Source organism: Actinomycetota bacterium, assembly GCA_036280995.1.
Lineage (GTDB): Bacteria > Actinomycetota > CALGFH01 > CALGFH01 > CALGFH01 > CALGFH01.
Map to the genome: position 1 here is coordinate 1 of DASUPQ010000906.1, position 19,901 is coordinate 19,901.

The 19,901-nt window shown below is 75.8% G+C and carries 19 protein-coding genes; 15 read left to right on the forward strand and 4 right to left on the reverse strand.

The genetic code is table 11. The features are described 5' to 3' along the window. The 7 genes from VF468_30155 to VF468_30185 form a co-directional block, all read left to right on the forward strand. Window positions 1-980: hypothetical protein (locus tag VF468_30155; GenBank protein ID HEX5882550.1), on the forward strand; the 980-nt coding region annotated here is incomplete at its 5' end. Next, entirely contained in the window at window positions 977-1,480 is a 504-nt protein-coding gene (locus VF468_30160) for a hypothetical protein (protein HEX5882551.1), read from the forward strand. The genes VF468_30155 and VF468_30160, both read left to right, overlap by 4 nt. Further along, complete coding sequence (locus VF468_30165) at window positions 1,474-2,160, forward strand: M48 family metalloprotease (GenBank protein ID HEX5882552.1); 687 nt, start codon at window positions 1,474-1,476, stop codon at window positions 2,158-2,160. The genes VF468_30160 and VF468_30165 overlap by 7 nt, the downstream gene beginning before the upstream one ends. 12 nt (window positions 2,161-2,172) lie before the next feature. Further along, entirely contained in the window at window positions 2,173-3,309 is a 1,137-nt protein-coding gene (locus tag VF468_30170; GenBank protein HEX5882553.1) for a glycosyltransferase family 4 protein, read from the forward strand. Continuing rightward, the gene (locus tag VF468_30175; protein HEX5882554.1) at window positions 3,306-4,340 is read left to right on the forward strand and encodes a hypothetical protein; all 1,035 of its coding nucleotides are present in this window, start codon (window positions 3,306-3,308) and stop codon (window positions 4,338-4,340) included. The genes VF468_30170 and VF468_30175 overlap by 4 nt, the downstream gene beginning before the upstream one ends. Then, entirely contained in the window at window positions 4,337-4,909 is a 573-nt protein-coding gene (locus VF468_30180; GenBank protein HEX5882555.1) for an SIS domain-containing protein, read from the forward strand. The genes VF468_30175 and VF468_30180 overlap by 4 nt, the downstream gene beginning before the upstream one ends. Next, a complete protein-coding gene (locus VF468_30185) occupies window positions 4,906-5,550 on the forward strand; it encodes an HAD family hydrolase (GenBank protein HEX5882556.1) in 645 nt (214 codons plus the stop codon). The genes VF468_30180 and VF468_30185 overlap by 4 nt, the downstream gene beginning before the upstream one ends. A 249-nt stretch (window positions 5,551-5,799) precedes the next feature. Here the strand turns inward: VF468_30185 and VF468_30190 are convergent, their stop codons facing one another. The 4 genes from VF468_30190 to VF468_30205 all read right to left on the reverse strand — a co-directional run bounded on the left by VF468_30190 (window position 5,800) and on the right by VF468_30205 (window position 11,223). Next, on the reverse strand, window positions 5,800-6,510 hold the full coding sequence (locus tag VF468_30190) for a Crp/Fnr family transcriptional regulator (GenBank protein ID HEX5882557.1): 711 nt from the start codon (window positions 6,508-6,510) through the stop codon (window positions 5,800-5,802). Then, window positions 6,507-9,641: an adenylate/guanylate cyclase domain-containing protein gene (locus VF468_30195; protein ID HEX5882558.1), complete on the reverse strand. Its 3,135-nt coding sequence runs from the start codon at window positions 9,639-9,641 to the stop codon at window positions 6,507-6,509. Before VF468_30195 ends, VF468_30190 begins: the two co-directional genes overlap by 4 nt. Before the next feature lie 91 nt (window positions 9,642-9,732). Further along, window positions 9,733-9,942, reverse strand: coding sequence for a hypothetical protein (locus VF468_30200; GenBank protein ID HEX5882559.1), 210 nt, complete (start codon window positions 9,940-9,942; stop codon window positions 9,733-9,735). A 99-nt stretch (window positions 9,943-10,041) separates the two neighbouring features. After that, window positions 10,042-11,223 carry an FAD-binding oxidoreductase gene (locus VF468_30205; GenBank protein HEX5882560.1) on the reverse strand — a complete coding sequence of 394 codons (1,182 nt, stop codon included), beginning with the start codon at window positions 11,221-11,223 and terminating at the stop codon, window positions 10,042-10,044. Between the two features lie 121 nt (window positions 11,224-11,344). Here VF468_30205 and VF468_30210 point away from each other — a divergent pair, with 121 nt between their 5' ends. The 8 genes from VF468_30210 to VF468_30245 all read left to right on the forward strand — a co-directional run. Next, the gene (locus VF468_30210; GenBank protein HEX5882561.1) at window positions 11,345-12,112 is read left to right on the forward strand and encodes a metallophosphoesterase; all 768 of its coding nucleotides are present in this window, start codon (window positions 11,345-11,347) and stop codon (window positions 12,110-12,112) included. Window positions 12,113-12,124: 12 nt separating this feature from the next. Further along, complete coding sequence (locus VF468_30215) at window positions 12,125-12,562, forward strand: SRPBCC family protein (protein HEX5882562.1); 438 nt, start codon at window positions 12,125-12,127, stop codon at window positions 12,560-12,562. 12 nt (window positions 12,563-12,574) lie between these two features. After that, window positions 12,575-13,777 (forward strand): TRC40/GET3/ArsA family transport-energizing ATPase, encoded by a 1,203-nt coding sequence (locus tag VF468_30220; GenBank protein ID HEX5882563.1) that lies wholly within the window; start codon window positions 12,575-12,577, stop codon window positions 13,775-13,777. Between the two features lie 26 nt (window positions 13,778-13,803). Continuing rightward, window positions 13,804-14,073, forward strand: coding sequence for a hypothetical protein (locus tag VF468_30225; protein ID HEX5882564.1), 270 nt, complete (start codon window positions 13,804-13,806; stop codon window positions 14,071-14,073). A 4-nt stretch (window positions 14,074-14,077) separates the two neighbouring features. Then, on the forward strand, window positions 14,078-15,040 hold the full coding sequence (locus VF468_30230; GenBank protein HEX5882565.1) for an ROK family protein: 963 nt from the start codon (window positions 14,078-14,080) through the stop codon (window positions 15,038-15,040). After that, window positions 15,037-15,930, forward strand: coding sequence for an LLM class flavin-dependent oxidoreductase (locus tag VF468_30235; GenBank protein HEX5882566.1), 894 nt, complete (start codon window positions 15,037-15,039; stop codon window positions 15,928-15,930). Before VF468_30230 ends, VF468_30235 begins: the two co-directional genes overlap by 4 nt. Window positions 15,931-16,300: 370 nt before the next feature. Continuing rightward, a complete protein-coding gene (locus VF468_30240) occupies window positions 16,301-18,601 on the forward strand; it encodes an ATP-binding protein (GenBank protein HEX5882567.1) in 2,301 nt (766 codons plus the stop codon). A 217-nt stretch (window positions 18,602-18,818) separates the two neighbouring features. Continuing rightward, window positions 18,819-19,901 (forward strand): GTP-binding protein (locus VF468_30245; protein HEX5882568.1); only part of this gene is annotated, 1,083 nt, incomplete at its 3' end.

Consider the following 19,901-nt stretch of genomic DNA (forward strand, 5'->3'; position numbering starts at 1 on the left):
AGGCCATGCGGACGGTGCCGTTCTCGGCCTTCGCCTACGAGATCACCAGACTGGAGGCCCCCCGCAACGAGGTCTACCGGGCCCAGGTCGAGACCAGGTACCGGTTCGAGGGCCAAGACGATAGCCCCGTGCTGGCCCGCGACTCCTTCACCTTCGTGAAGACCCGCTCCGGCTGGCGTATCGCCGGCCCCGGCGACGCCAGCATGCGCCGGCGCGACGACGTCGAGATCTGGGAGGGCGGCCCGGTGAAGACGGTGCGCAGCGCCCGCACCCTGATCGTCTACCACACCGGCCAGGAGACGCTGGCGGGCAAGCTGCTGCGGGCCGCCGACCGCGCCTACACAGAGGTCGGCGCCGCCTGGACCGGCAAATGGGAACGCAAGGCGGTGATCCTGGTCCCCAGCAACGAGACCGAGGCCGAGAGGCTCGTCGGCGCCCGCGACCTGTCGCGGGTGGCCGCGGTGGCCTCCTCGTCGGTCGAGTCGGGCGACGCCGAGCGGGTGCTCGGCAACCGGATCGTGGTCAACTCCACCAACGTGGTCCGCTACGACAAGCTCAACCTCCAGGTCCTCGTCACCCACGAGATGACCCACGTCGCCACCCGGACCCTGGGCGACGGCGTGCCGCTGCTGCTGGTCGAGGGGTTCGCCGACTACACCGCGCTGAGGCCGGTCGGGCTGCCGTTCAGGATCACCCACGAGGCGCTGGCCCGCAGGGGCTTCGACGGCCGCCTGCCGAGGGACGCCGAGTTCCGCAGCCGCAACGCCCCGGTCGCCTACGACGAGGGATCCTCGTTCTGCCAGTGGGTGGCCGTGACCCACGGGAGCCGCAAGCTCCAGGCCCTGTACCGCGAGTTCCGGGGGTCGGACTCGCCGAGCTCCCGCGAGCTCGACCGCGGGTTCCGGAAGGTCCTCGACATCTCCTACGGGACCGCCGAACGGCGCTGGGCCGCCTGGGTCCGCGAGCAGCTCGCGTCTTGATCGTCGTGCCCCGGCCGCCGGCGGCCGACCCGCTGGAGGCGTTCACCGAGGAGGAGATCCGGGCCTGCGTCGCCTACGCCAAGCCCCGCCAGCGGTGGGCCCTGGCCGCCTACGGCGTCGACCTGGCCGCCCTGGCCGTCCTCGCCCTCACCGGGCCCGGCCGGGCCCTGGTCCGGGCGGCGGCCGGGCTGGCCGGGGGGTGGGTGCCCGGGCGGGTGGCCCTGGCCACCGTGGCCGTGCTGGCCGTGCGGGCCGGCGTCGGGCTGCCGTTCTCGGTGCGGGCCTTCCGCCAGGACGCCCGGGCCGGGCTGGCCACCCAGCGCCTCGGCGGCTTCCTGCGCGACTGGTCCAAGGGCCGGGCGGTCGGCCTGGTCCTGACCGTCCTGCCCCTCACCGCCCTGGTGCTGGGCGCCCGCTGGCAGCCGGCGGGCTGGCCGCTTGTGGCGGCAGCCGCCGCTGTCCTTCTCGTGCTGGTCCGGCCCTGCTCGGGCCGGTGCTGATCGAGCCGCTGTTCAACCGGTTCCGCCCGCTCGACCCCGGGCCGCTGCGGGCCCGGCTGCTGGAGCTGGCCGAGACCATGCGGGTGCCGGTCGGCGACGTGCTCGTGGCCGACGCCAGCCGCCGCACGACCAAGGTCAACGCCTACGTGTCGGGGCTGGGCCGGACCCGCCGGGTCGTCGTCTACGACACCCTGCTGGCCGCCGCCGGGCCGGGGTCGCCGGGCGGGGCCGACGAGGTGGCCCTGGTCGCCGCCCACGAGCTGGCCCACGTCCGCCACCGCGACGTGCTCTGGGGGACGGTCGGGGCCGCCGCCCTGGCCGCCGTGGCCGTGCTGGCCGCCGTGGCCGTGTTCGACCTCGAGCCGGTCCAGCGGGCGCTCGGGGTGACCGGGCTGGGCGACCCGCTGGCCGCGCCCGGCCTGCTGCTTCTGGCCGCCCTTGGCGGCCTGGTGGCGGCGCCGGTGGCCAGCGCGATCAGCCGCTGGGCGGAGGCCAGGGCCGACTGGGTGGCGCTGGAGGTGACCGGCGACCCGGCCACGGCGGTCGCCGTCGAGCGCCGCCTCGCCCTCGAGAACCGGGCCGACCTGCGCCCCAACCGGCTGCTCATGCTGCTGTTCGCCAGCCACCCCTCGACCATGGCGCGGATCGCCCAGGCGTGGCTCTGGGCCGAACGCCACTAGAATGCCCGGGCCGTGAACCTGCTGCTCGTCACCAACGACTTCCCGCCCCGGTCCGGGGGAATCCAGCAGTACTGCCACAACCTCGTGCGCCGGCTGCCACCCGACCGGGTGGTCGTCTATGCGCCGGCCTGGCCCGGGGCGGCCGCCTTCGACGCCGACCAGCCATTCCGGGTCGTGCGCCACCCGGGCCGGACGATGCTGCCCGTTCCCGGCGTCCTGCGGCGGACGGTGGCGCTGGCCAGGGAGGTGCGCCCGGACGTGATCTGCTTCGGGGCCGCGTTCCCGCTCGGGCTGCTGGCGGGGCGGCTCACCCGCGCCACCGGGGTGCCCTGCGTCGGCTTCACCCACGGGGTCGAGGTCGCCGTCGGCCGGGTGCCGCTGGTCCGCCGCCTCATGGTCCGGGTGGCCGGGGACCTGCGGCTGGTCACGGCCGTGAGCCGCTGGTCGGCGGCCCGGGTGACCCGGGCCGTGCGCGGCCGCTGCCCGGTCGAGCTGCTCCCGGCCGGCGTGGCCGCCGACGCCTACCACCCGGCGGTCGACGGGCGGCCGGTGCGCGCGCGCCACGGGCTCGGGTCGGCGCCGGTCTGCGTCTGCATCTCGCGGCTGGTCCCACGCAAGGGCCAGGACCGGCTCATCCAGGCCTGGCCGGAGGTGGTGGCCCGGGTGCCGGAGGCGCGGCTGCTGCTGGTCGGCGGCGGGCCGTACGAGCGGCGGCTGCGCCGGCTGGCCGCGGCCAGCCCGGTGGCCGACCGCATCCACCTGGCCGGCGAGGTCGCCTGGGAGGACCTGCCGGCCCACTACGCCGCCGGCGACGTGTTCGCCATGCCGTGCCGCACCCGCTGGCTGGGGCTGGACCTGGAGGCCCTCGGGGTGGTGTTCCTGGAGGCGGCCGCGACCGGCCTGCCGGTGGTGGCCGGGCGCTCGGGCGGCGCCCCCGAGACGGTGGCCGAGGGGGAGACCGGGACGGTCGTCGACGGGCGCCGGCCCGGACCGGTCGGCGCCGCCGTGGCCGGCCTGCTGGCCGACCCGGCCCGGGCCCGGGCCATGGGGGCGGCCGGCCGGCGCCGGGTCGAGGCCGAGTTCTCCTGGCCGGCGGTCGTCACCCGCCTGGAGGAGCTGCTCTCCATCGCCGCCGGGGCCCCGAAGTGAGGACCTCGTGGGCGCGGGCGCCGCTGCGGATCAGCTTCGCCGGCGGCGGGACCGACGTGCCGCCGTACCCCCAGACCCACGGCGGGGCGGTCCTGTCGGTCACCATCGACCGCTGCGCCACCGCCGAGCTCCGCCCCCGGCGCGACGGCGACTACCACGTCGTCTCGCGCGACCTGCGGGCCCGGGCCGCCTTCGCCCCCGACGAGCTCGGCTTCAACGGCCACCTCGATCTCGTCAAGGCGGTCCTGCGCGACCTGGCGGCCCGCCGGCCCGGTCGCGGGCTCGACCTCACCCTGGCCACCGACGCCCCGCCCGGGTCCGGCCTCGGGTCGTCCTCGGCGCTGGTCGTGGCCATGCTGGCCGCGGTCGGGGCGGCCACCGGCCGGCGCTGGTCCCCGGCCGAGCTGGCCCGCACCGCCTACCAGGTCGAGCGGGTCGACCTCAAGATCGAGGGCGGCATGCAGGACCAGTACGCCGCCGCCTACGGCGGCCTCAACTTCATCGAGTTCGCCGGCGACGACGAGGTCGAGGTCCGCCCCCTGGCGGTGGCCGCCGACGTCCTTGAGGCCCTGGAGCGCTCGCTGGTGCTGGCCTGGTCGGGGGACAGCCGCACCGACGACGGCATCCTGCGCCGCCAGGTCGACGGCGTCCTGGTCGGCTCCGAGCAGAGCCTGGCCAGCCTGGGCGCGCTCAAGGCGCTGGCCGAGGCGATGCGCGACGCCCTGCTCGCCGGCGACCTGGCCACCTTCGCCGAGGGCCTGCGCCAGGGCTGGGAGCACAAGCGCCGGCTCGCCACCGGCATCGCCACCCCCCGCCTGGAGGAGCTGTACGAGGTCGGCCGGGCCGCCGGGGCGGCCGGGGGCAAGGTGCTTGGCGCCGGCGGCGGAGGGTTCATGCTGTTCGCGGCCCCGCCGGAACGGCGGGCCCGGATGGTGGCCGCCCTCGAAGGCGCCGGCGCCCCCTGTTCGCCGGTCCGCTTCGACCCGCACGGCGCCTCCGCCGGCAACCACCGGACCCGGGGGAGCGCATGACGGATATCGACGGGTATCTGAAGGCCTCGGCGGCGATGGCCGCCACCCTGGCCGAGCGGCCCGGCGGGGCCGCCGTGGAGCGGGCCGCCCGGCTGGTCGCCGACGCCCTGGCCGGCGGCGGCCAGGTGCTGTTCTGCGGCAACGGCGGCAGCGCGGCCGACGCCCAGCACCTGGCCGCCGAGCTGGTCGGGCGCCTGCAGCTGGAGCGGCCCGCCTACCGGGCGGTCGCCCTCACCACCGACACCTCGGTGCTGACCGCCCTTGGCAATGACTACGGCTACGCCGACGTGTTCGCCCGCCAGGTCCAGGGCCTGGGCCGGCCGGGGGACGTGCTGGTGGCCATCTCGACCAGCGGCCGCTCCGAGAACGTGCTCCGGGCGGCGGCCGCCGCCAAGGCCGGCGGCATGGCCGTGGTCGCCTTCCTCGGCCCGGCCGCCTCGCCCCTCGACGACACCGCCGACCTCGCCCTGCACGTCGACGGCGACGTCGCCGGCCTGGTCCAGCAGGGCCACATCACCATCGGCCACGCCCTCTGCGGCTGGGTGGAGCAGCGCCTGGCTGGTTCATGAGCCGGCCGGCGGTGTTCCTGGACCGCGACGGCACGCTGGTCGAGGAGGTCCCGTACCTCCACGACCCGGCGCGGGTGGCGCTGCTGGGCGGGGTGGGCGCCCTGGCCCGGCTGGCCGCGGCCGGCTACGCCCTGGTGGTGGTGACCAACCAGGCCGGGGTGGCCCGCGGCCTCTACGACGAGGCCGCCGTCGACGCCGTCCACCGGCGGCTGGCCGAGCTGCTGGCCGGGGCCGGGGTGCGGCTCGACGCCGTGCTCCACTGCCCGCACCATCCCGAGGGGACGGTGCCCGGCTACGCCCGCCGCTGCCGCTGCCGCAAGCCGGGGCCGGGGATGCTGGAGGCGGCCGCCGCACGCCTCGGCCTGGACCTGGCCGCGTCGTACATGATCGGCAACCACCCGACCGACGTCGGCGCGGCCGCCGCCGCCGGGGTGACCCCGCTGTACGTGACCACCGGGCAGGCGGCCGGGCGGCCGCCGCCGGCGGGTGTCGCCGTCGTCGACGGCCTGGAGGTGGCGACCCGCGCCGTGCTGGACGGGACCGTGGCGCCGGCGGGCGGGAAGGCGACCAGGCCCGCTCCGGCCGTGACGGAGCGGGCCTGGCCCGGGATGCCGGTTGGTCGCGGACGACCGCGCCCCTGACCGGCACCGCCAGCGGCGGGTTCGGGCCCCCCCGGTCCCGGTGACCGCCCCCGTCGGTCCCGGACCCCCCCGAACACCGAATCCTTCCGCTGTGTCCCCATCCCCCTGCCGGTTCCGGCGGGCTCCTCCTGTGTCTCCGCCGGTACCTCTCGGGAGGACGAGATGAGCGTAGCCGCCGCCCCCCGCTGGCGTCGGTGCTCTGGGTCACCGCATCCCGGTGATCTCCGACACAACCGGCACAGACCAGGCTCAGGTGAGCCGGCGGAGCGCGTCGGGGTTGCGCAGGCGGATCGAGTCGGAGTCGTAGTTGATGAAGCCGCGCTTGCGGAACGCCCCCAGGGCCCGGCTGACGTTCTCGCGGCTGGCCCCGACCATGCCGGCCAGGTCGCGGTGGGTGAGGCGCAGGGAGATCCTGGTCCCGCCGTCGGGGTCGGGCTCGCCGAGGTCGTCGGCCAGGCCGAGCAGGACCTTGGCCAGCCGGCTCTTGACGTCGAGCGACAGCAGGTCGTCGATCAGCGCCTCACGGGCGGCCAGCCGGGCCGCCACCTGCCGCAGCAGGGCCGAGGAGGCGGGCGGGTTGGCCTCCAGAAAGCCCCAGAAGGGGTCGCGGCCGATGGCCCAGGCGGTGGTGGGCGAGGTCGCCCGCGCCCCGGCGGTCCGCCGGCCCTCGTTCAGCAGGGCGAGCTCGCCGATCAGGTTGCCGGCCCGGATGATCGTGTGGACGAGCTCGCCGCCGCCCCGGACGGGGGAGACGATCGCCACCTCGCCGGCGGTCAGCACCAGCACGTGGTCGGCGGGTTCGCCCTGGCGCATCAGGAAGCTGCCCACCGGGTAGTCGAACGGGGTCGCCTGCTTGGCCAGCTGGTCGAGGGCGTCGGGCCGCCCGTGGCGGAAGATCGGGCTCTGCTCGAGCACCTGAAGCAACGCCGCCTCGTCGGCCTGGGATCGCCGTCGGGTCATCTCCCAACTCCCCCTTCCGGGACCTCTGCCTGGGTCAGGCGGCGGACCAGGGCATGGGCGCCCATGGTGGTCGCCTGGTCGAGCGCTCGCTTGGCCACGGCGCCGGCCTCGTCGGCCCGGCCGACCCGGCGCAACGCCGGCGCCAGCTCGACCAGCGTGTGCAGCTGGTCGAGGCGGTGGCCGGTCGTCTCCAGGGCGGCCAGGGAGCGCTCCAGCAGCGCCACCGCCCTCGCCGGGTCGCCCGACGCCAGGGCCAGCTTGGCCTCGGTGCGCTGCAGCCGGGCCCGCGAGAACACGTCGACGTCCTGGACCGCCGCCCAGGCGCGGGCCACGGCCGCGGCCGCCTCGTCCGGGTCGGCGCCGGCCAGGCAGGCCTCGGCCAGGTGCAGCTCGGCCTCGACGTCGGCGCTGCCGTCGGGCTGGGTGGTGAGCTCGATCGCCTCCTGGGCCCGGCGGCGGGCCGCCTCCGGCTCGTCGTGGGCGATCCCGACCAGTGTCAGCCCGAGCAGCGACCACAGCCGTTTGCGGGTGAAGCCGACCTCGAGGCTGAGGCGGTTGCCCTCGGCGAAGTGGCGCTCGGCGGCGTCGGGGTCGCCCTGCAGCCAGGCCACCTCGCCCAGGGAGACCTGGGCGGACGCCTCGGCGCTGCGACGGCTGGCCGCGCGGGCGTCCTCGATCAGCCCAAGGGCCTCGGCGCGCAGCCGGTCCAGCGGGGTCGCCAGGTACAGGCGCATCGGCAGCAGGCTGGCCCGCAGCTCGATCACCAGCTTGGCCTGGCCGGCCCGGCGCGCCTGGACGATCGCCTCGTCGAGCAGGCGGCCCGCCCCGGCCAGGTCGCCGGCCAGGTACGGCGGGTAGGCCTTGACCCGGGTCGCCTGGGCGATGAGCGCGGGGTCGCCGGCCTCGACCGCCTCGACGATGGCCCGGTCGGCGGCCGCCGCCGACTCGGCGAACTGCCCGAACAGCACGTGCACCCGGGAGAGCTCGGTCCAGGCCTGGGCCCGCACCGCCGTCCGCTCGGCGCCCGTGGCCGGCCCGAGGTCGGCCACGGCGCCCGGCAGGTCGCCGGTGGCCCCGCGGACCGTCCCCCGCTCCAGGTGCAGCTCGGCCCGTTCCTCGACACCGGTCTCGGCCAGGTCGGCCAGGGCGAGGGCGTCGTCGAGCATCTGGGCGGCCGCGGCCAGGGCCTCCTGGTCGCGCAGGCGCCGGGCGGCCCGCTGGCAGGCGGCGACGGCGCGGGCGGCCAGCTCCCGGTCCTCGGCGGTCGGGGCCCGCACCTCGCCGGCCAGCCGGACCGCCTGGACCAGGTGGCGGGCGACCACCTCGGGCATGCTCGGCTCCTCGCCGGGCGCCCCGGCCAGCCACCCGGCCAGCCGGCCGTGGAGCTCGGACCGCCCGGCCTTGGGCAGCATGCTGTAGGCCACGTCACGGAACAGGGCGTGGTGGAAGGCGAAGCGCTCCTGGCCGCCGGCCAGGCGCTCGGGCAGCCGTTCGATCAGGCCCATCCGGACCAGCCGGTCCAGGTCGGCGTCGAGCTCGCCGTCGCCGGGCTGGGCCAGGGCGGCCAGGGCGGCGTGCGAGAACCACTTGCCGACCACGGCGGCCCGGCACAGGACGCGCTTGGTCGACAGCGGCAGCCGGTCGAGCCGGGCCGCGACCAGCGCCTGGAGGGAGTCGGGGATGGGCAGGGAGGGCTGGTCGGGCCCGGTCCGTTCCGCCTCCCGGAGGGCCAGGGCCAGCTCCTTGACGAACAGCGGGTTGCCCTTGCTGTGCTCGAAGACGCGGCCGGCCAGCCCCGGGTCGGTGTCGGCGCCCAGCACCGAGACGAGCAGCTCGGCGGCGGGCCGCTCGCCGAGCGGGTCGAGGTCGATCCGCTGGGTCCCCGTCCTGACCAGCCAGGCCGGCAGGCCGGGCAGCTCGGGCCGGCTGATCCCCAGGTAGGCGAGCTGCCCCTCGGCCTGGCAGCCGTCGGTGACCAGCGTCGAGGCCACCTCCAGCAGGTCGCTGGTGGCCCAGTGCAGGTCCTCAAGGACCACCAGGACCCGTTCGTTCCTGGCCAGGCCGCACAGCACCCCGGCCAGGGCGGCGGCCAGCTCGCGGGCGTCGCCGAGGACGGGCTGGGACATCGGGCCGGGCTCGTCCGAGTCGAGGCCGGCCAGCCGGCACAGGGCCTCCGCGGTGGCCGGGGCGGCCCGCGGGTCCGGCCAGGTCTCGGCGACCAGCCGGCCGATCGAGGAGGCGAGCACGCCGGCCGGGTCGGTGGCGGCCATCCCGGCGGCCGCGGCCAGCACCTCGCGGACCGGCCAGAAGGGCAGGCTCTGCCAGTCGGGCAGGCAGCGTCCCCAGAGGACGTGGACGCGGTCGCCGATCTGGGCCGTGGCCGCCCGGGCCAAGGTCGACTTGCCAACGCCGGCGTCGCCGACCAGCAGGACCAGCCGGTTGTGGTGGGCGGCGTGGTCGAGGGCGCCGATCAGCCGTGGCAGGTCGGCCTCGCGGCCGACCATCGCCTCGGTCACGGGCTCGGCCGGGGCCAGCCCGAGCACCTCCGCCACCTCGACCGGCTGGCGCTGGCCGCGGACCGTCAGCAGCTCGGCCGGGCCGACCTCGACGATGTCGCGGGCCGCGCGCAGGGTGCGGGCCGACAGGAGGATCTGGTCGGGCTCGGCCGCCTGCTGGATGCGGGCCGCGGTGTGCACCGCCGAGCCGGTCACCCGCAGGTCCCCCGACCACGGCCCGGCCGCGACCTCGCCGGTGTCGAGCCCGATGCGCAGGTGCAGGGGGACGTCGCCGAGGGCGGTCTCGGCCGTCTTGACGATGTCGCGCAGGGCCAGCGCCGCCCGGACCGCCCGGGCGGCGTCGTCGTCGTGGCCGGTCGGGAACCCGAACACGGCGAAGATGGCGTCGCCGATGTACTTCTCCAGGGTCCCGCCGAAGCGGCGGACCTCGGCGGCGAGGCGCCGGAAGGTCTCATTCAGCAGGTCCCGCGCGGCCTCCGGGTCGAGCGACTCCACCAGCCTGGTCGAGTCGACCAGGTCGGCGAAGAGGACCGTCACCACCCGGCGCTCGTCGACGCCGCCGAGCAGCCGCTGGCCGCAGGACGGGCAGAAGCGCGCCTCAGCCGGCGACGCCACCCCGCAGGCGGGACAGACCATGCCGGTCGAAGCGGCTCCGAGTGAAGTCACGGCCCTCACCTGGACGGCGGCGTCGGGAGCGCCGGAGGGATCAGGAGTCGGGGCTGTCGTCCGGGTCGTCCTCGGCGGAGCCGGCGCCGGCCGCATCGAGGCGGGGAGCCCTGTCCAGGCGGGGAGCGTCGCTGCCGCCGGTCGCCTCGGCCGTGTCCAGGCGGGGCGCGTCGGCCGCGTCGGCGGCCTCGAGCCTGTCCAGGCGCGGGGCGTCGGCCTGGGTGCCCTCGTCGGGCTCCATGCTGCTCATGGTCCCTCCCTCAGGGTTCGCGATGGATCGCTCAAGGAGTCTATATGGCGAGGCCAGCCGATTGATCCCTTCCGGCCCATCCCGAACGATTGCCGCGGGCTACAGTTTGTGACCGAACTCCGGCGGCAGGCGGTACTCGTCCCCGACGACCGGGTCGCCCTCGGCGAAGCGGCCCAGGCGGAACGGGCGGATGTCGACGGTGGTGGCCTCGCCCCGGGTCACCAGCTCGGCCATGCAGGCGCCGACGGCGGGGGACTTCTTGAACCCGGTGCCGGAGAACCCGCCGGCCACGAACAGCCCGGCCACCCCGGGGGCGGCGTCGAGCACGGCCCGGCTGTCGGCCGAGGTGTCGTAGACGCCGCGGTGGCCGCGGGCGAACGGCGCCCCGGCGAACGACGGCACCCGCCCGGCCAGGCGCCCGAGGGCCGGGGCGACCACCTCGTGGTCGTAGCCCTCGACCTCCCGGTCGATCGCCGCCACCTCGATGTGGTGGCCGGCCGCCACCCCGAGCAGCGACAGCTCGCCCCCGTGGGGCCGGAAGTAGGTGCCGAGCACCCCGTCGATCACCACCGGGTGCCGGCGGGCGGCCCCGGGCCGGCGGAAGAACGCGATCTGGGAGCGCTCGGGCGTGATCCCCAGCTCGAACCCGGCCGTCCGGGCCAGCGGGTCGACCCACGGCCCGCAGGCCAGCACGACCGCGTCGGCCCCGACCCGCCCGCCGTCGGTGTCGACCCCGACCACCCGGTCGCCCTCCACGGCCAGCCCGCGCACGGCCACCCCCTGGCCGATCCGCGCCCCCAGGTCCACCGCCCGGGACGCGAACGCGAACGTGGTCGCCACCGGGTCGGCGTACCCCGACCCGGGCTCGACCGCCGCCATCTCCACCCCGGCCAGGTCCAGCTCGGGATGCTCGGCGGCCAGGTCGGCCGGGGCCACGGCCTCGGTGTCGACCCCGACCCGCCGCAGCATGGCCACGTTGCGGCGCAGCCGCTCGCCCTCCCCGGGCCCGACCAGCACCGCCGCCCCGGTGACGGTGAACCCGCACCAGCCCCCGACCCGGTCCTTCCAGTCCTGGAAGTAGCGCAGCCCGGTCAGGGCCATCCGGGCCTCCGGCTCGTTGGTGTAGTGCATCCGCACCAGCGCCCCCGACCGGGCCGTCATCCCCGAGCAGACCATGCCCCGTTCCAGCACGAGCACGTCCACGCCCCGCTCGGCCAGGTGGAAGGCAATGGAGCAACCCATCACCCCGCCACCGACCACCACCACGCTCGCCCCAGCCATAGCGGTAAGTGTCGCGCATCAGCAGGGCCATGGCACAGGCGCTCTTGGGGGGCCGTGGGGGGAGCGAGCCCCCCACATGGATCAGGGGCCGCGGCCGGTGGCGCCTCGCTAGCATGTGCCGATGCGGATAGGAGTGATCTCCGACATCCACGGGGCCGCCGACGCGCTGGCGCGGGAGGCCGCCGGGGCGGACGCGCTGCTGGTCTGCGGCGACCTGGTGAACCTGATCGACTACCGCACGATGGAGGGGATCGCGGCCGAGGTGTTCGGGCCGGAGGCGACCCGGGACTTCGTGCGGCACCGCACCGCCGGGCGGTTCGAGGAGGCGGGGCGGGTGCTGCGCAGCGCCTCGGCGGGGCGGGAGGACGAGGTCCGCGACCGGGTCCGGGCGGCCGTCCGGGCCCAGTACGAGGCGGTGTTCGCCGCCTTCCCCGAGCCCACCTACCTGACCCACGGCAACGTCGACCGTCCCGAGCAGTTCCAGGACCTGCTCCGGCCCGGGGTCCGGCACCTGGACGGGGAGGCGGTCGAGGTCGACGGGATGCTGGTCGGGTTCGTGGGCGGCGGGCTGCCGCGGGGGGAGCGGCCGCACCTGTCGGAGATCACCCACGAGGCGTTCGCGGCCAAGGTGGCCGCCGTCGGCCCGGTCGACGTGCTCTGCTCGCACATGCCCCCGGCCGTCGACGACCTGCGCTTCGACGTCGTGGCCGGCCGGCCCGAGCCGGGCAGCCAGGCGCTGCTCGACTACGTGGAGGAGCACCAGCCCGACTACCTCTACTTCGGCCACGTCCACCAGCCACGGCGCAGCCGCCTCCGGGTGGGCCGGACCTGGCTGGTCAACGTCGGCTACTTCCGGGGCACCGGGCGGATGCTGGAGCACCCGGCGTAATACCATCGGGGCATGGCCGAGCATGCCGAAGGGTCCACCGAGGTGTACGCCACCCCCGCGGAGGTGATGGCGGTGGTGGCCGACTTCGAGGCCTATCCGGAGTGGGTCGGCGCCCTCGAGGAGGTCGAGGTCCTGGCCCGCGACCGGCGGGGGCGGGGGACCAGGGTCGCCTTCCGGCTCGGCACCCCGGTGGGGGACCAGGCCTACACCCTGGCCTACCGGTATGCGCCGCGGGATGCGGGCATGTCCTGGACGTACGTGGAGGGGACGCTGGACGACCTGGCCGGCTCGTACGCCCTTGAGCCGGGCGGCGACGGCGCCACCAGGGTCACCTACCGGCTCGAGGTCGCCCTCGGCGTCCCCCTGCCCGGCCTGATCAAGCGGCAGGCGGCCAAGCAGATCGTCCGCTCGGCCCTGAGCGACCTGAAGCGCCGCGTGGAGTCCATGTAGGCTGCCAGCACCGTGCGCATCCTCCTGTTCACCGGCAAGGGCGGCGTGGGCAAGACCACCGTGGCCGCGGCCACGGCGGCCCGGGCGGCGGCCCTCGGGCACCGCACCCTGGTGATGTCCACCGACCCGGCCCATTCGCTGGCCGACTCCTTCGACGTCGAGCTGGGCGCCGAGCCGCGCCAGGTCGCCGACCGGCTGTGGGCCGAGCAGATCGACAGCCAGGCCCGGCTGGAGGCCAACTGGCGCGACATCCAGGAGTACGTCGTCAACCTGCTCAACTGGGGCGGGGTCGACGCCGTCGAGGCCGAGGAGCTGTCGGTCATCCCCGGCCTGGACGAGCTGTTCAGCCTCATCGACATCAACCGTTACCACCAGGCCGGCGACTACGACCTGCTGGTGGTCGACTGCGCCCCGACCGCCGAGACGCTGCGGCTGCTGTCGCTGCCCGAGGCGCTCGGCTGGTACATCGACCGGCTGTTCCCCTCCTCGCGGCGGATCGCGACCGTGGCCCGGCCGCTGCTGGGCCGGCTCGGCAACCTGCCCCCGATCGCGTCGGACGCCGTGTTCGCAGCCGTGGAACGGCTGTACCGCAACCTGGAGCGGGTCCGGGTGCTGCTGGCCGAGCCTGAGACCTCGACCGTGCGGCTGGTCCTCAACCCCGAGAAGATGGTCGTCGCCGAGGCCCGGCGCACCTACACCTACCTGTCGCTGTTCGGCTACCGGGTGGACGCGGTGGTGGTCAACCGGCTGCTGCCCGACGACGTCACCGACCCCTACTTCGGCAAGTGGAAGGAGATCCAGGCCGACCACTTCCGCACCATCACCGAGTCGTTCGCGCCCCTGCCCATCCTCACCTGCCGGCTGTTCGACGACGAGATGGTCGGGCTGGAGCGGCTGTCGGAGGTGGCCGCCGCCGTCTACGGCCCCCGCGACCCGGCCGGCGTCCTCGCCGAGTCGCGGCCGCTGCGGGTCACCAAGGAGGCCGGCGGCGGCTACGCCCTGCGCATGGACCTGCCGTTCGCCGAGCGGGGCGACCTGGACGTCCACCGCAAGGGCGACGAGCTGCTGATCAAGGTCGGCGGCTACAAGCGCAACGTGCTCCTGCCCCAGGCGCTGCAGCCGCTGGAGATCTCCGCCGCCAACCTGCGCCGCGGCACCCTGGTGGTGCGCTTCGACGCCCGCGAGGGGCCGTCCGCCGACGCCAGGGGCGCCTGATGCCCGCGCCGACCGGAGGAACGCCCATGCCGCCCCACGACGCCGCGGCCGGCCAGGCCCCCGAGTGCCAGTACTGCCCGATCTGCTCGGCCATCGCGGCCCTGCGCGAGGCCCGGCCGGAGGCGGTCGAGCACCTCGTCAAGGCCGGGGCCGAGCTGCTGCTGGCGGCCAGGGCCCTGCTCGACGGCGGGGGCGAGCCGGCCGCCCGGCCGGCCTCGCGTCGCCGCCCCGGCCCGGCCGGGACCGGCGACGCCGCGGCCGCGAGCGACGGCCTCCAGCGCATCGACATCGGCTGACCTGGTGGCCTCAGCCGGCACGGTCGAGCCCCGGGCCATCGGCGTCGACATCGGCGGGACCAAGATCGCCGCCGGCGTGGTCGCCGAGGACGGGCGGATCCTCGACCGGGTCCGGGTACCGACCCCGCCCGACGACGAGCTGGCCACCCTGGCCGCCCTGCACGCGGTCGTGGACGAGCTGCGGGACCGCGACCCGCGGGTGGAGGCGATCGGGGTCGGGGCGGCCGGGCTGGTCGAGCGGCCGGGCGGCAACGCCCGCTGGGCCCCGCACAACACCTACCGGCGCCTGGAGCTGCGCCGCCTCCTGCACGAGCGGACCGGCCTGCCGACCAGCGTGGACAACGACGGCAACGCCGCCGCCTGGGCCGAGGCCCGGTTCGGGGCCGGGGCCGTCAGCGACGACCTCGTGCTGGTCAACGTCGGCACCGGCATCGGCGGCGGGCTGGTGCTGAACGGCCAGCTGTACCACGGCGAGCACGGGTTCGCGGGCGAGCTCGGCCACCTGATCGTCGACCCCGGCGGCGACCGCTGCGCCTGCGGCAACCGCGGCTGCCTGGAGGCCATGGCCTCGGGCTCGACCCTGGGCCGCCTCGGCCGGGAGGCGGCCGCCGCCGACCCCGGCGGCCGCCTGGCCGCCCTGGCCGGGGGACCGGACCTGGTCACCGGCGAGGTCGTGTTCGCCGCCGCCGCCGAGGGCGACAAGCCGGCCCTGGCCCTGTTCGAGCGGGTCGGGCACTGGCTCGGGGTCGGGATCGCCTCGCTGGTCACGATCTTCGACCCCGACCTGGTGGTGGTCGGCGGCGGGGTCGCCGCCACCGGCGACCTGCTGCTGGCCCCGGCCCGGGCCAGCTTCGAGCGCTACGTCCACGCCCGGGACCACCGCGACCTGCCCCCGGTGGTCCCGGCCCGCCTCGGCGCCGACGCCGGCCTGGTCGGCGCGGCCACCCTGGCCCTGGCCCGCCAATGATGGACGGCCTCCCGACGCTCGGGATCACCCTGCCGCAGTTCTCGGAGCGGCCCGGGCCGGCCCTTGACGCCTGCCGGGACGCCCGGCGGCTCGGGTTGGGGGGGGTGTTCGTGTTCGACCACCTCTGGCCCCTCGGGGGGGTCCGGACCCGGCCGGCCCTGGAGTGCTGGACGCTGCTGGCCGCCGTGGCCGCCGAGGCCGGCCGGGCGCCGGGCGGCCTGCGGGTGGGCACCCTGGTGACCAGGGCCGGGCTGCGGGCCCCGGCCCTGGTGGCCCGGATGGCCGGAGGCGTCGGCCAGGTCGCGGGGACCCGGCCGGTCATCGGCGTCGGCCGCGGCGACCTGGCCAACCAGCCCGAGAACCTCGCCTTCGGGCTGCCGTTCGGCACCCCGGCCGACCGCGCCCGGGCGGTCGAGGACACCGTCGCCGCCCTGCGCGGCCCCCTGGCCGGGTCGCCGAGGCCCGAGGTCTGGGTCGGGGGGGCCGGCCCGACCGCCCGTGACCTGGCCGGCCGGCTGGCCGACGGCTGGAACGGCTGGGCCCTGACCCCCGAGGAGCTGGCCGCCGGCCTGGCCGGGGTCCGCCGGGCGGCCGAAGGGGCCGGGCGCGACCCGGCCACGGTCGCCGGCACCTGGGGCGGGCAGGTGCTGGTGGCGCCCGACCGGCACGAGGCCGCGGACCGGCTGGCCCGCTGGGGCGAGGGCCGGCCCCCGGCCGAGGTGGCCCGGGTGGTCGCCGGCGACCCCGACACCGTCCTGGCCCGCCTCCGGGCTCTCGGCGACGCCGGCGCCGCCTGGTGCGTGCTGGCCACCGTCGGCGCGCCAGCGGGCGAGGCCCGGGCGGCCCTGGCGGCGGCCGCCGGCCTGCCAGCGCCGGGTCGAATCGGTTGATCGTGAAACAAATTGGGGCGGCTCGGCGAACGCCACCAGAATTGCTTGCCGCGGCCGTCCGGATCGGGAAACCTAGTTACCGATCGTTACTGATCAATAGTCTCGTTTGGCCCGGTAGGAGCATTGCACGGAGGCACATGGCACGCGCAGAATCTAGGCCGTTGACTCGCCCATCGCCGCTACGCGCAACCCCGCCACCCCCAGGGCGGACGCGTAAGGGAGAGGAACCGCCATGTACCCGCGTACTGTCAGTGTCCCTGCAACCCGTGCCCCGGCACGGTCCCGGCCGGGCCGGGAGTCGACCACCTGGTCCCGGACCCGCAACGGGCCGTCGACCACCTGGTCGTAGCCAGCCGATGGCGGTGACGAGGTGAGCGAGCCCGGGACGCTCCCCCAGGGCGTCCGGACCTCGCTCCCTCGCGCCGCCTGGCTGTTCGTCCTGGCGGTCGTGGCCGCGGCCACGATCGTCGTCGCGCTGTACGCCCCCGCCGCCGTCCGCCTCCTGGTGGACGGCGGATGGCGGGCCGCCTGGGAGCCACTGCTGTACGTGGCCGGCCTGGTCGTGGCCGAGCGGTTCGTGGTCAAGGTGCCGCTGCGCAACCACCGCTTCTCGGTTGGCGTGTGCGACATGGTGATCGTGCTCGGCGTGGTCTTCCTCGACCAGCCCGTGCTGGTCATCGCGACCGGCGTCGGCATCGCGGTCAGCCAGCTGCTGTTCGAGGCGCAGCCGGTCAAGCGCCTGTTCAACGTCCCCCAGTACATCCTCTCGGTGGCCGTGGCCGCCGCCTCCGCCGCCCTCCTGGTCGACCTGCTGCAACGCTACGACCTGTTCGGGGGCGAGCTCGAGACGGGGGTGTTCCGGCCGGCCCTGGCCGTGATCTGGGTCCTCGCCATGGCCGCCTTCTTCATCGTCAACCACTCGCTGGTCAGCACCGTGGTCAGCCTCTCCACCGGCCAGGGGTTCGTGCAGAGCTGGCTGCGGGCGGCTCCGGTGGCGGCCGCCGACTGGGCCGCCAGCATCGCCTACGGCCTGATCATCGCCGCCCTCCTGGTCCACGACCAGGCGCTGCTGCCGCTGCTGATCGTGCCCATCGGCCTCACCTTCCTCGGCAACCGGGCCTGGGCCCGCAGCCTGGCCCAGGGCCAGCGGATGCACTCGCTGTACGCGGCCGGCCGGGCCCTGTCCAACCGCCTCGGCGACGCCCGCGCCTGGGAGGCCTTCGCCCGCCAGGTCGCCGACGTCCTCAACTGCGAGGGGGCGGCCGTGTTCCTGGGCCGCGACGAGGACGGGGTGCTCGACGTGGTCTCCACCGGCGGCACCGACCGGCTGACCGTGCCGGCGTCGCCCATCGCCTGGGAGCAGGCGGCCAAGGGCTGGGCGTCCCGGGCCGGCTGGTCCCGCTACACCATGGTGCCGATGGAGGCCGACGGCCAGGTGGTCGGGTTCGCCGCCGCCTTCGGGCCCCGGGTCGACGCCGACTTCACCGGCGACGACACCGAGACCCTGCTCACCCTGGCCAACCAGGGGGCGGCGGCCCTGGTCAACGAGGAGCTGTACCGGGCGGCCGAGAACGAGCGGGCCGCCCTGCGCGACATCGTCGGCCACTCCTCCGACGGCATCTACACCGTCGGGCCGGACCGGACCGTCCGCTCCTGGAACGCGGCCATGGTCGCCCTCACCGGCTACCAGGAGGACGAGGCGGTGGGGCAGAAGTGCTTCAACCTGCTCCGGGCCCGCGACGGCGACGGGGTCGACATGTGCGCCGCCGACTGCCCGATCCTGGCCGCGGCCGCCTCCGGCCACGAGGAGGTCCGCGACGCCTCGGTGCTGAACAAGGAGGGGCTGGCCCGCTGGATCCGCTACGCCCACGCCCCCATCGTGGCCGCCGACGGCGACATGGACGCCGACGTGGTGGTGGTCCGCGACGTCACCCGCGAGCGCCAGACCGACGAGCTCAAGACCGACTTCGTGGCCAGCGTCTCCCACGAGCTGCGGACCCCGCTCACGCCCATCAAGGGCTTCCTGATGACCCTGCTGCGCGAGGACCGCGACTTCGCCCAGGACCGCCGGCGCGAGTACTACAAGCTGATGCTGATGCAGTCCCAGCGGCTGGAACGGCTGATCGAGGACCTGCTGGAGGTGACCCGGCTGGAGGCCGGGGCCGGGCTGGTCGACACCACCGCGATCGACGCCGTCGACCTGGTCCGCCAGGTCGTTGACCGCTTCACCAGCGAGGACCCGGACCGCACGGTCCACGTGGCCGCCCCCGACCACGCCGTCTACTGCCGCGGCGACTGGATGCGGATCGACCAGGTGCTGGGCAACCTGCTCTCCAACGCCCTGCGCTACGCCCCGCCCCACGAGCCGGTCGAGGTCCGCCTCGTCCCCCAGGGCCGCGAGGTCGTGTTCGAGGTCCGCGACTGGGGCCCGGGCATCCCCATCGACGAGCAGTCCCGCATCTTCGAGCGCTTCCACCGGGTCGGCCACTACATGACCCGCGAGCCGGGCGGCGCCGGCCTCGGCCTCTATCTGGCCAAGCGCCTGGTCGAGGCCATGGGCGGCCGTATCTGGGTCTCCAGCCGCCTTGGCCACGGCTCGGTCTTCTCCTTCGCCCTCCCCGCCGAGCCCAGCCTCAACGCCGTCGCCCCTCGCGACCGCCACATCGGCTGAGGGCGGGACGAGCGTCAGCGCCACCGCCTGGCCCTGACGGCCCCGACCCGCCCGGAGGCTTGGCCCGGCCTGTCCCAGTCGCGGCTGGGCAGGTGGCGGCGTTTCCGGCGGTGCGGGGCAGCAGGGCTGGCACCGGTATCCTCTTGCTGCTGCGCGCCGCCCGTTCGGGGGTGGCGCTCGGACGCAAGGAGGCGTTTTGCAGCGACGGGTGATCATCATGGGAGCCGCCGGCCGGGACTTCCACAACTTCAACAGCGCCTTCCGGGGCGACCCGGCCACGACGGTGGTGGCGTTCACCGCCACCCAGATCCCCTACATCGACGACCGGACCTACCCGGCCGCCCTGGCCGGACCCGCCTACCCGCAGGGGATCCCGATCGTCCCCGAGGAGCGCCTCGACGACCTGATCGCCGCCGAGGACGTGGACGAGGTGGTGTTCAGCTACTCCGACGTCCGCCACGTCGACGTGATGCACGTCGCCTCCCGGGTCCTGGCCGCCGGGGCCGACTTCCGCCTGCTCGGCCGCAGGCAGACCGAGCTGGTGGCGGCCGTGCCGGTGGTGGCGGTGTGCGCCGTCCGCACCGGGGCCGGCAAGTCGCAGACCACCCGGAGGGTGGCCGAGATCCTCCGGGCCGCCGGCCGCAAGGTCGTGGCCGTCCGCCACCCCATGCCCTACGGCGACCTGGCCAGCCAGGCCGTGCAGCGCTTCACGACCGTCGAGGACCTGGTGGCCGCCCGCGCCACCATCGAGGAGCGCGAGGAGTACGAGCCGCACCTGGCCGCCGGCACGGTCGTGTACGCCGGCGTTGACTACCACGCCATCCTGGAGCGCGCCCAGGCCGAGGCCGACGTGCTGCTGTGGGACGGCGGCAACAACGACCTGCCGTTCTTCCGGCCCGACCTGCACATCGTGGTCGCCGACCCGCTGCGGGCCGGGCACGAGTCGAGCTACCACCCGGGCGAGGCCAACGCCCGGGCGGCCGACGTGCTCGTCATCAACAAGGTCGACGAGGCCACCCCCGAGCAGGTCGCCGACCTCGAGGAGCAGCTCAAGCAGCTCAACGCCGGGGCCGTGGTCGTCAAGGCGGCCAGCCCGGTCCGGGTCGAGGACCCCGAGCTGGTCACCGGCAGGCGGGTCCTGGTCGTCGAGGACGGGCCGACCCTGACCCACGGGGGGATGAGCTACGGCGCCGGCGTGGTCGCCGCCCGCCGCCTCGGCGCCGCCGAGATCGTCGACCCCCGCCCCTTCCTGGTCGGCTCCCTGGCCGAGGTGTACGAGCGCTACCCGCACATCGGCGCC

What these genes read in the sequence shown, in the direction of transcription:
- VF468_30215 (HEX5882562.1), top strand. Translation starts at nt 12,125, where the DNA reads ATGGCCGAGCATGCCGAAGGGTCCACCGAGGTGTACGCCACCCCCGCG.
- VF468_30190 (HEX5882557.1), bottom strand. Translation starts at nt 6,510, where the DNA reads ATGACCCGACGGCGATCCCAGGCCGACGAGGCGGCGTTGCTTCAGGTG.
- VF468_30205 (HEX5882560.1), bottom strand. Translation starts at nt 11,223, where the DNA reads ATGGCTGGGGCGAGCGTGGTGGTGGTCGGTGGCGGGGTGATGGGTTGC.
- VF468_30210 (HEX5882561.1), top strand. Translation starts at nt 11,345, where the DNA reads ATGCGGATAGGAGTGATCTCCGACATCCACGGGGCCGCCGACGCGCTG.
- VF468_30225 (HEX5882564.1), top strand. Translation starts at nt 13,804, where the DNA reads ATGCCGCCCCACGACGCCGCGGCCGGCCAGGCCCCCGAGTGCCAGTAC.
- VF468_30185 (HEX5882556.1), top strand. Translation starts at nt 4,906, where the DNA reads ATGAGCCGGCCGGCGGTGTTCCTGGACCGCGACGGCACGCTGGTCGAG.
- VF468_30200 (HEX5882559.1), bottom strand. Translation starts at nt 9,942, where the DNA reads ATGAGCAGCATGGAGCCCGACGAGGGCACCCAGGCCGACGCCCCGCGC.
- VF468_30235 (HEX5882566.1), top strand. Translation starts at nt 15,037, where the DNA reads ATGATGGACGGCCTCCCGACGCTCGGGATCACCCTGCCGCAGTTCTCG.
- VF468_30180 (HEX5882555.1), top strand. Translation starts at nt 4,337, where the DNA reads ATGACGGATATCGACGGGTATCTGAAGGCCTCGGCGGCGATGGCCGCC.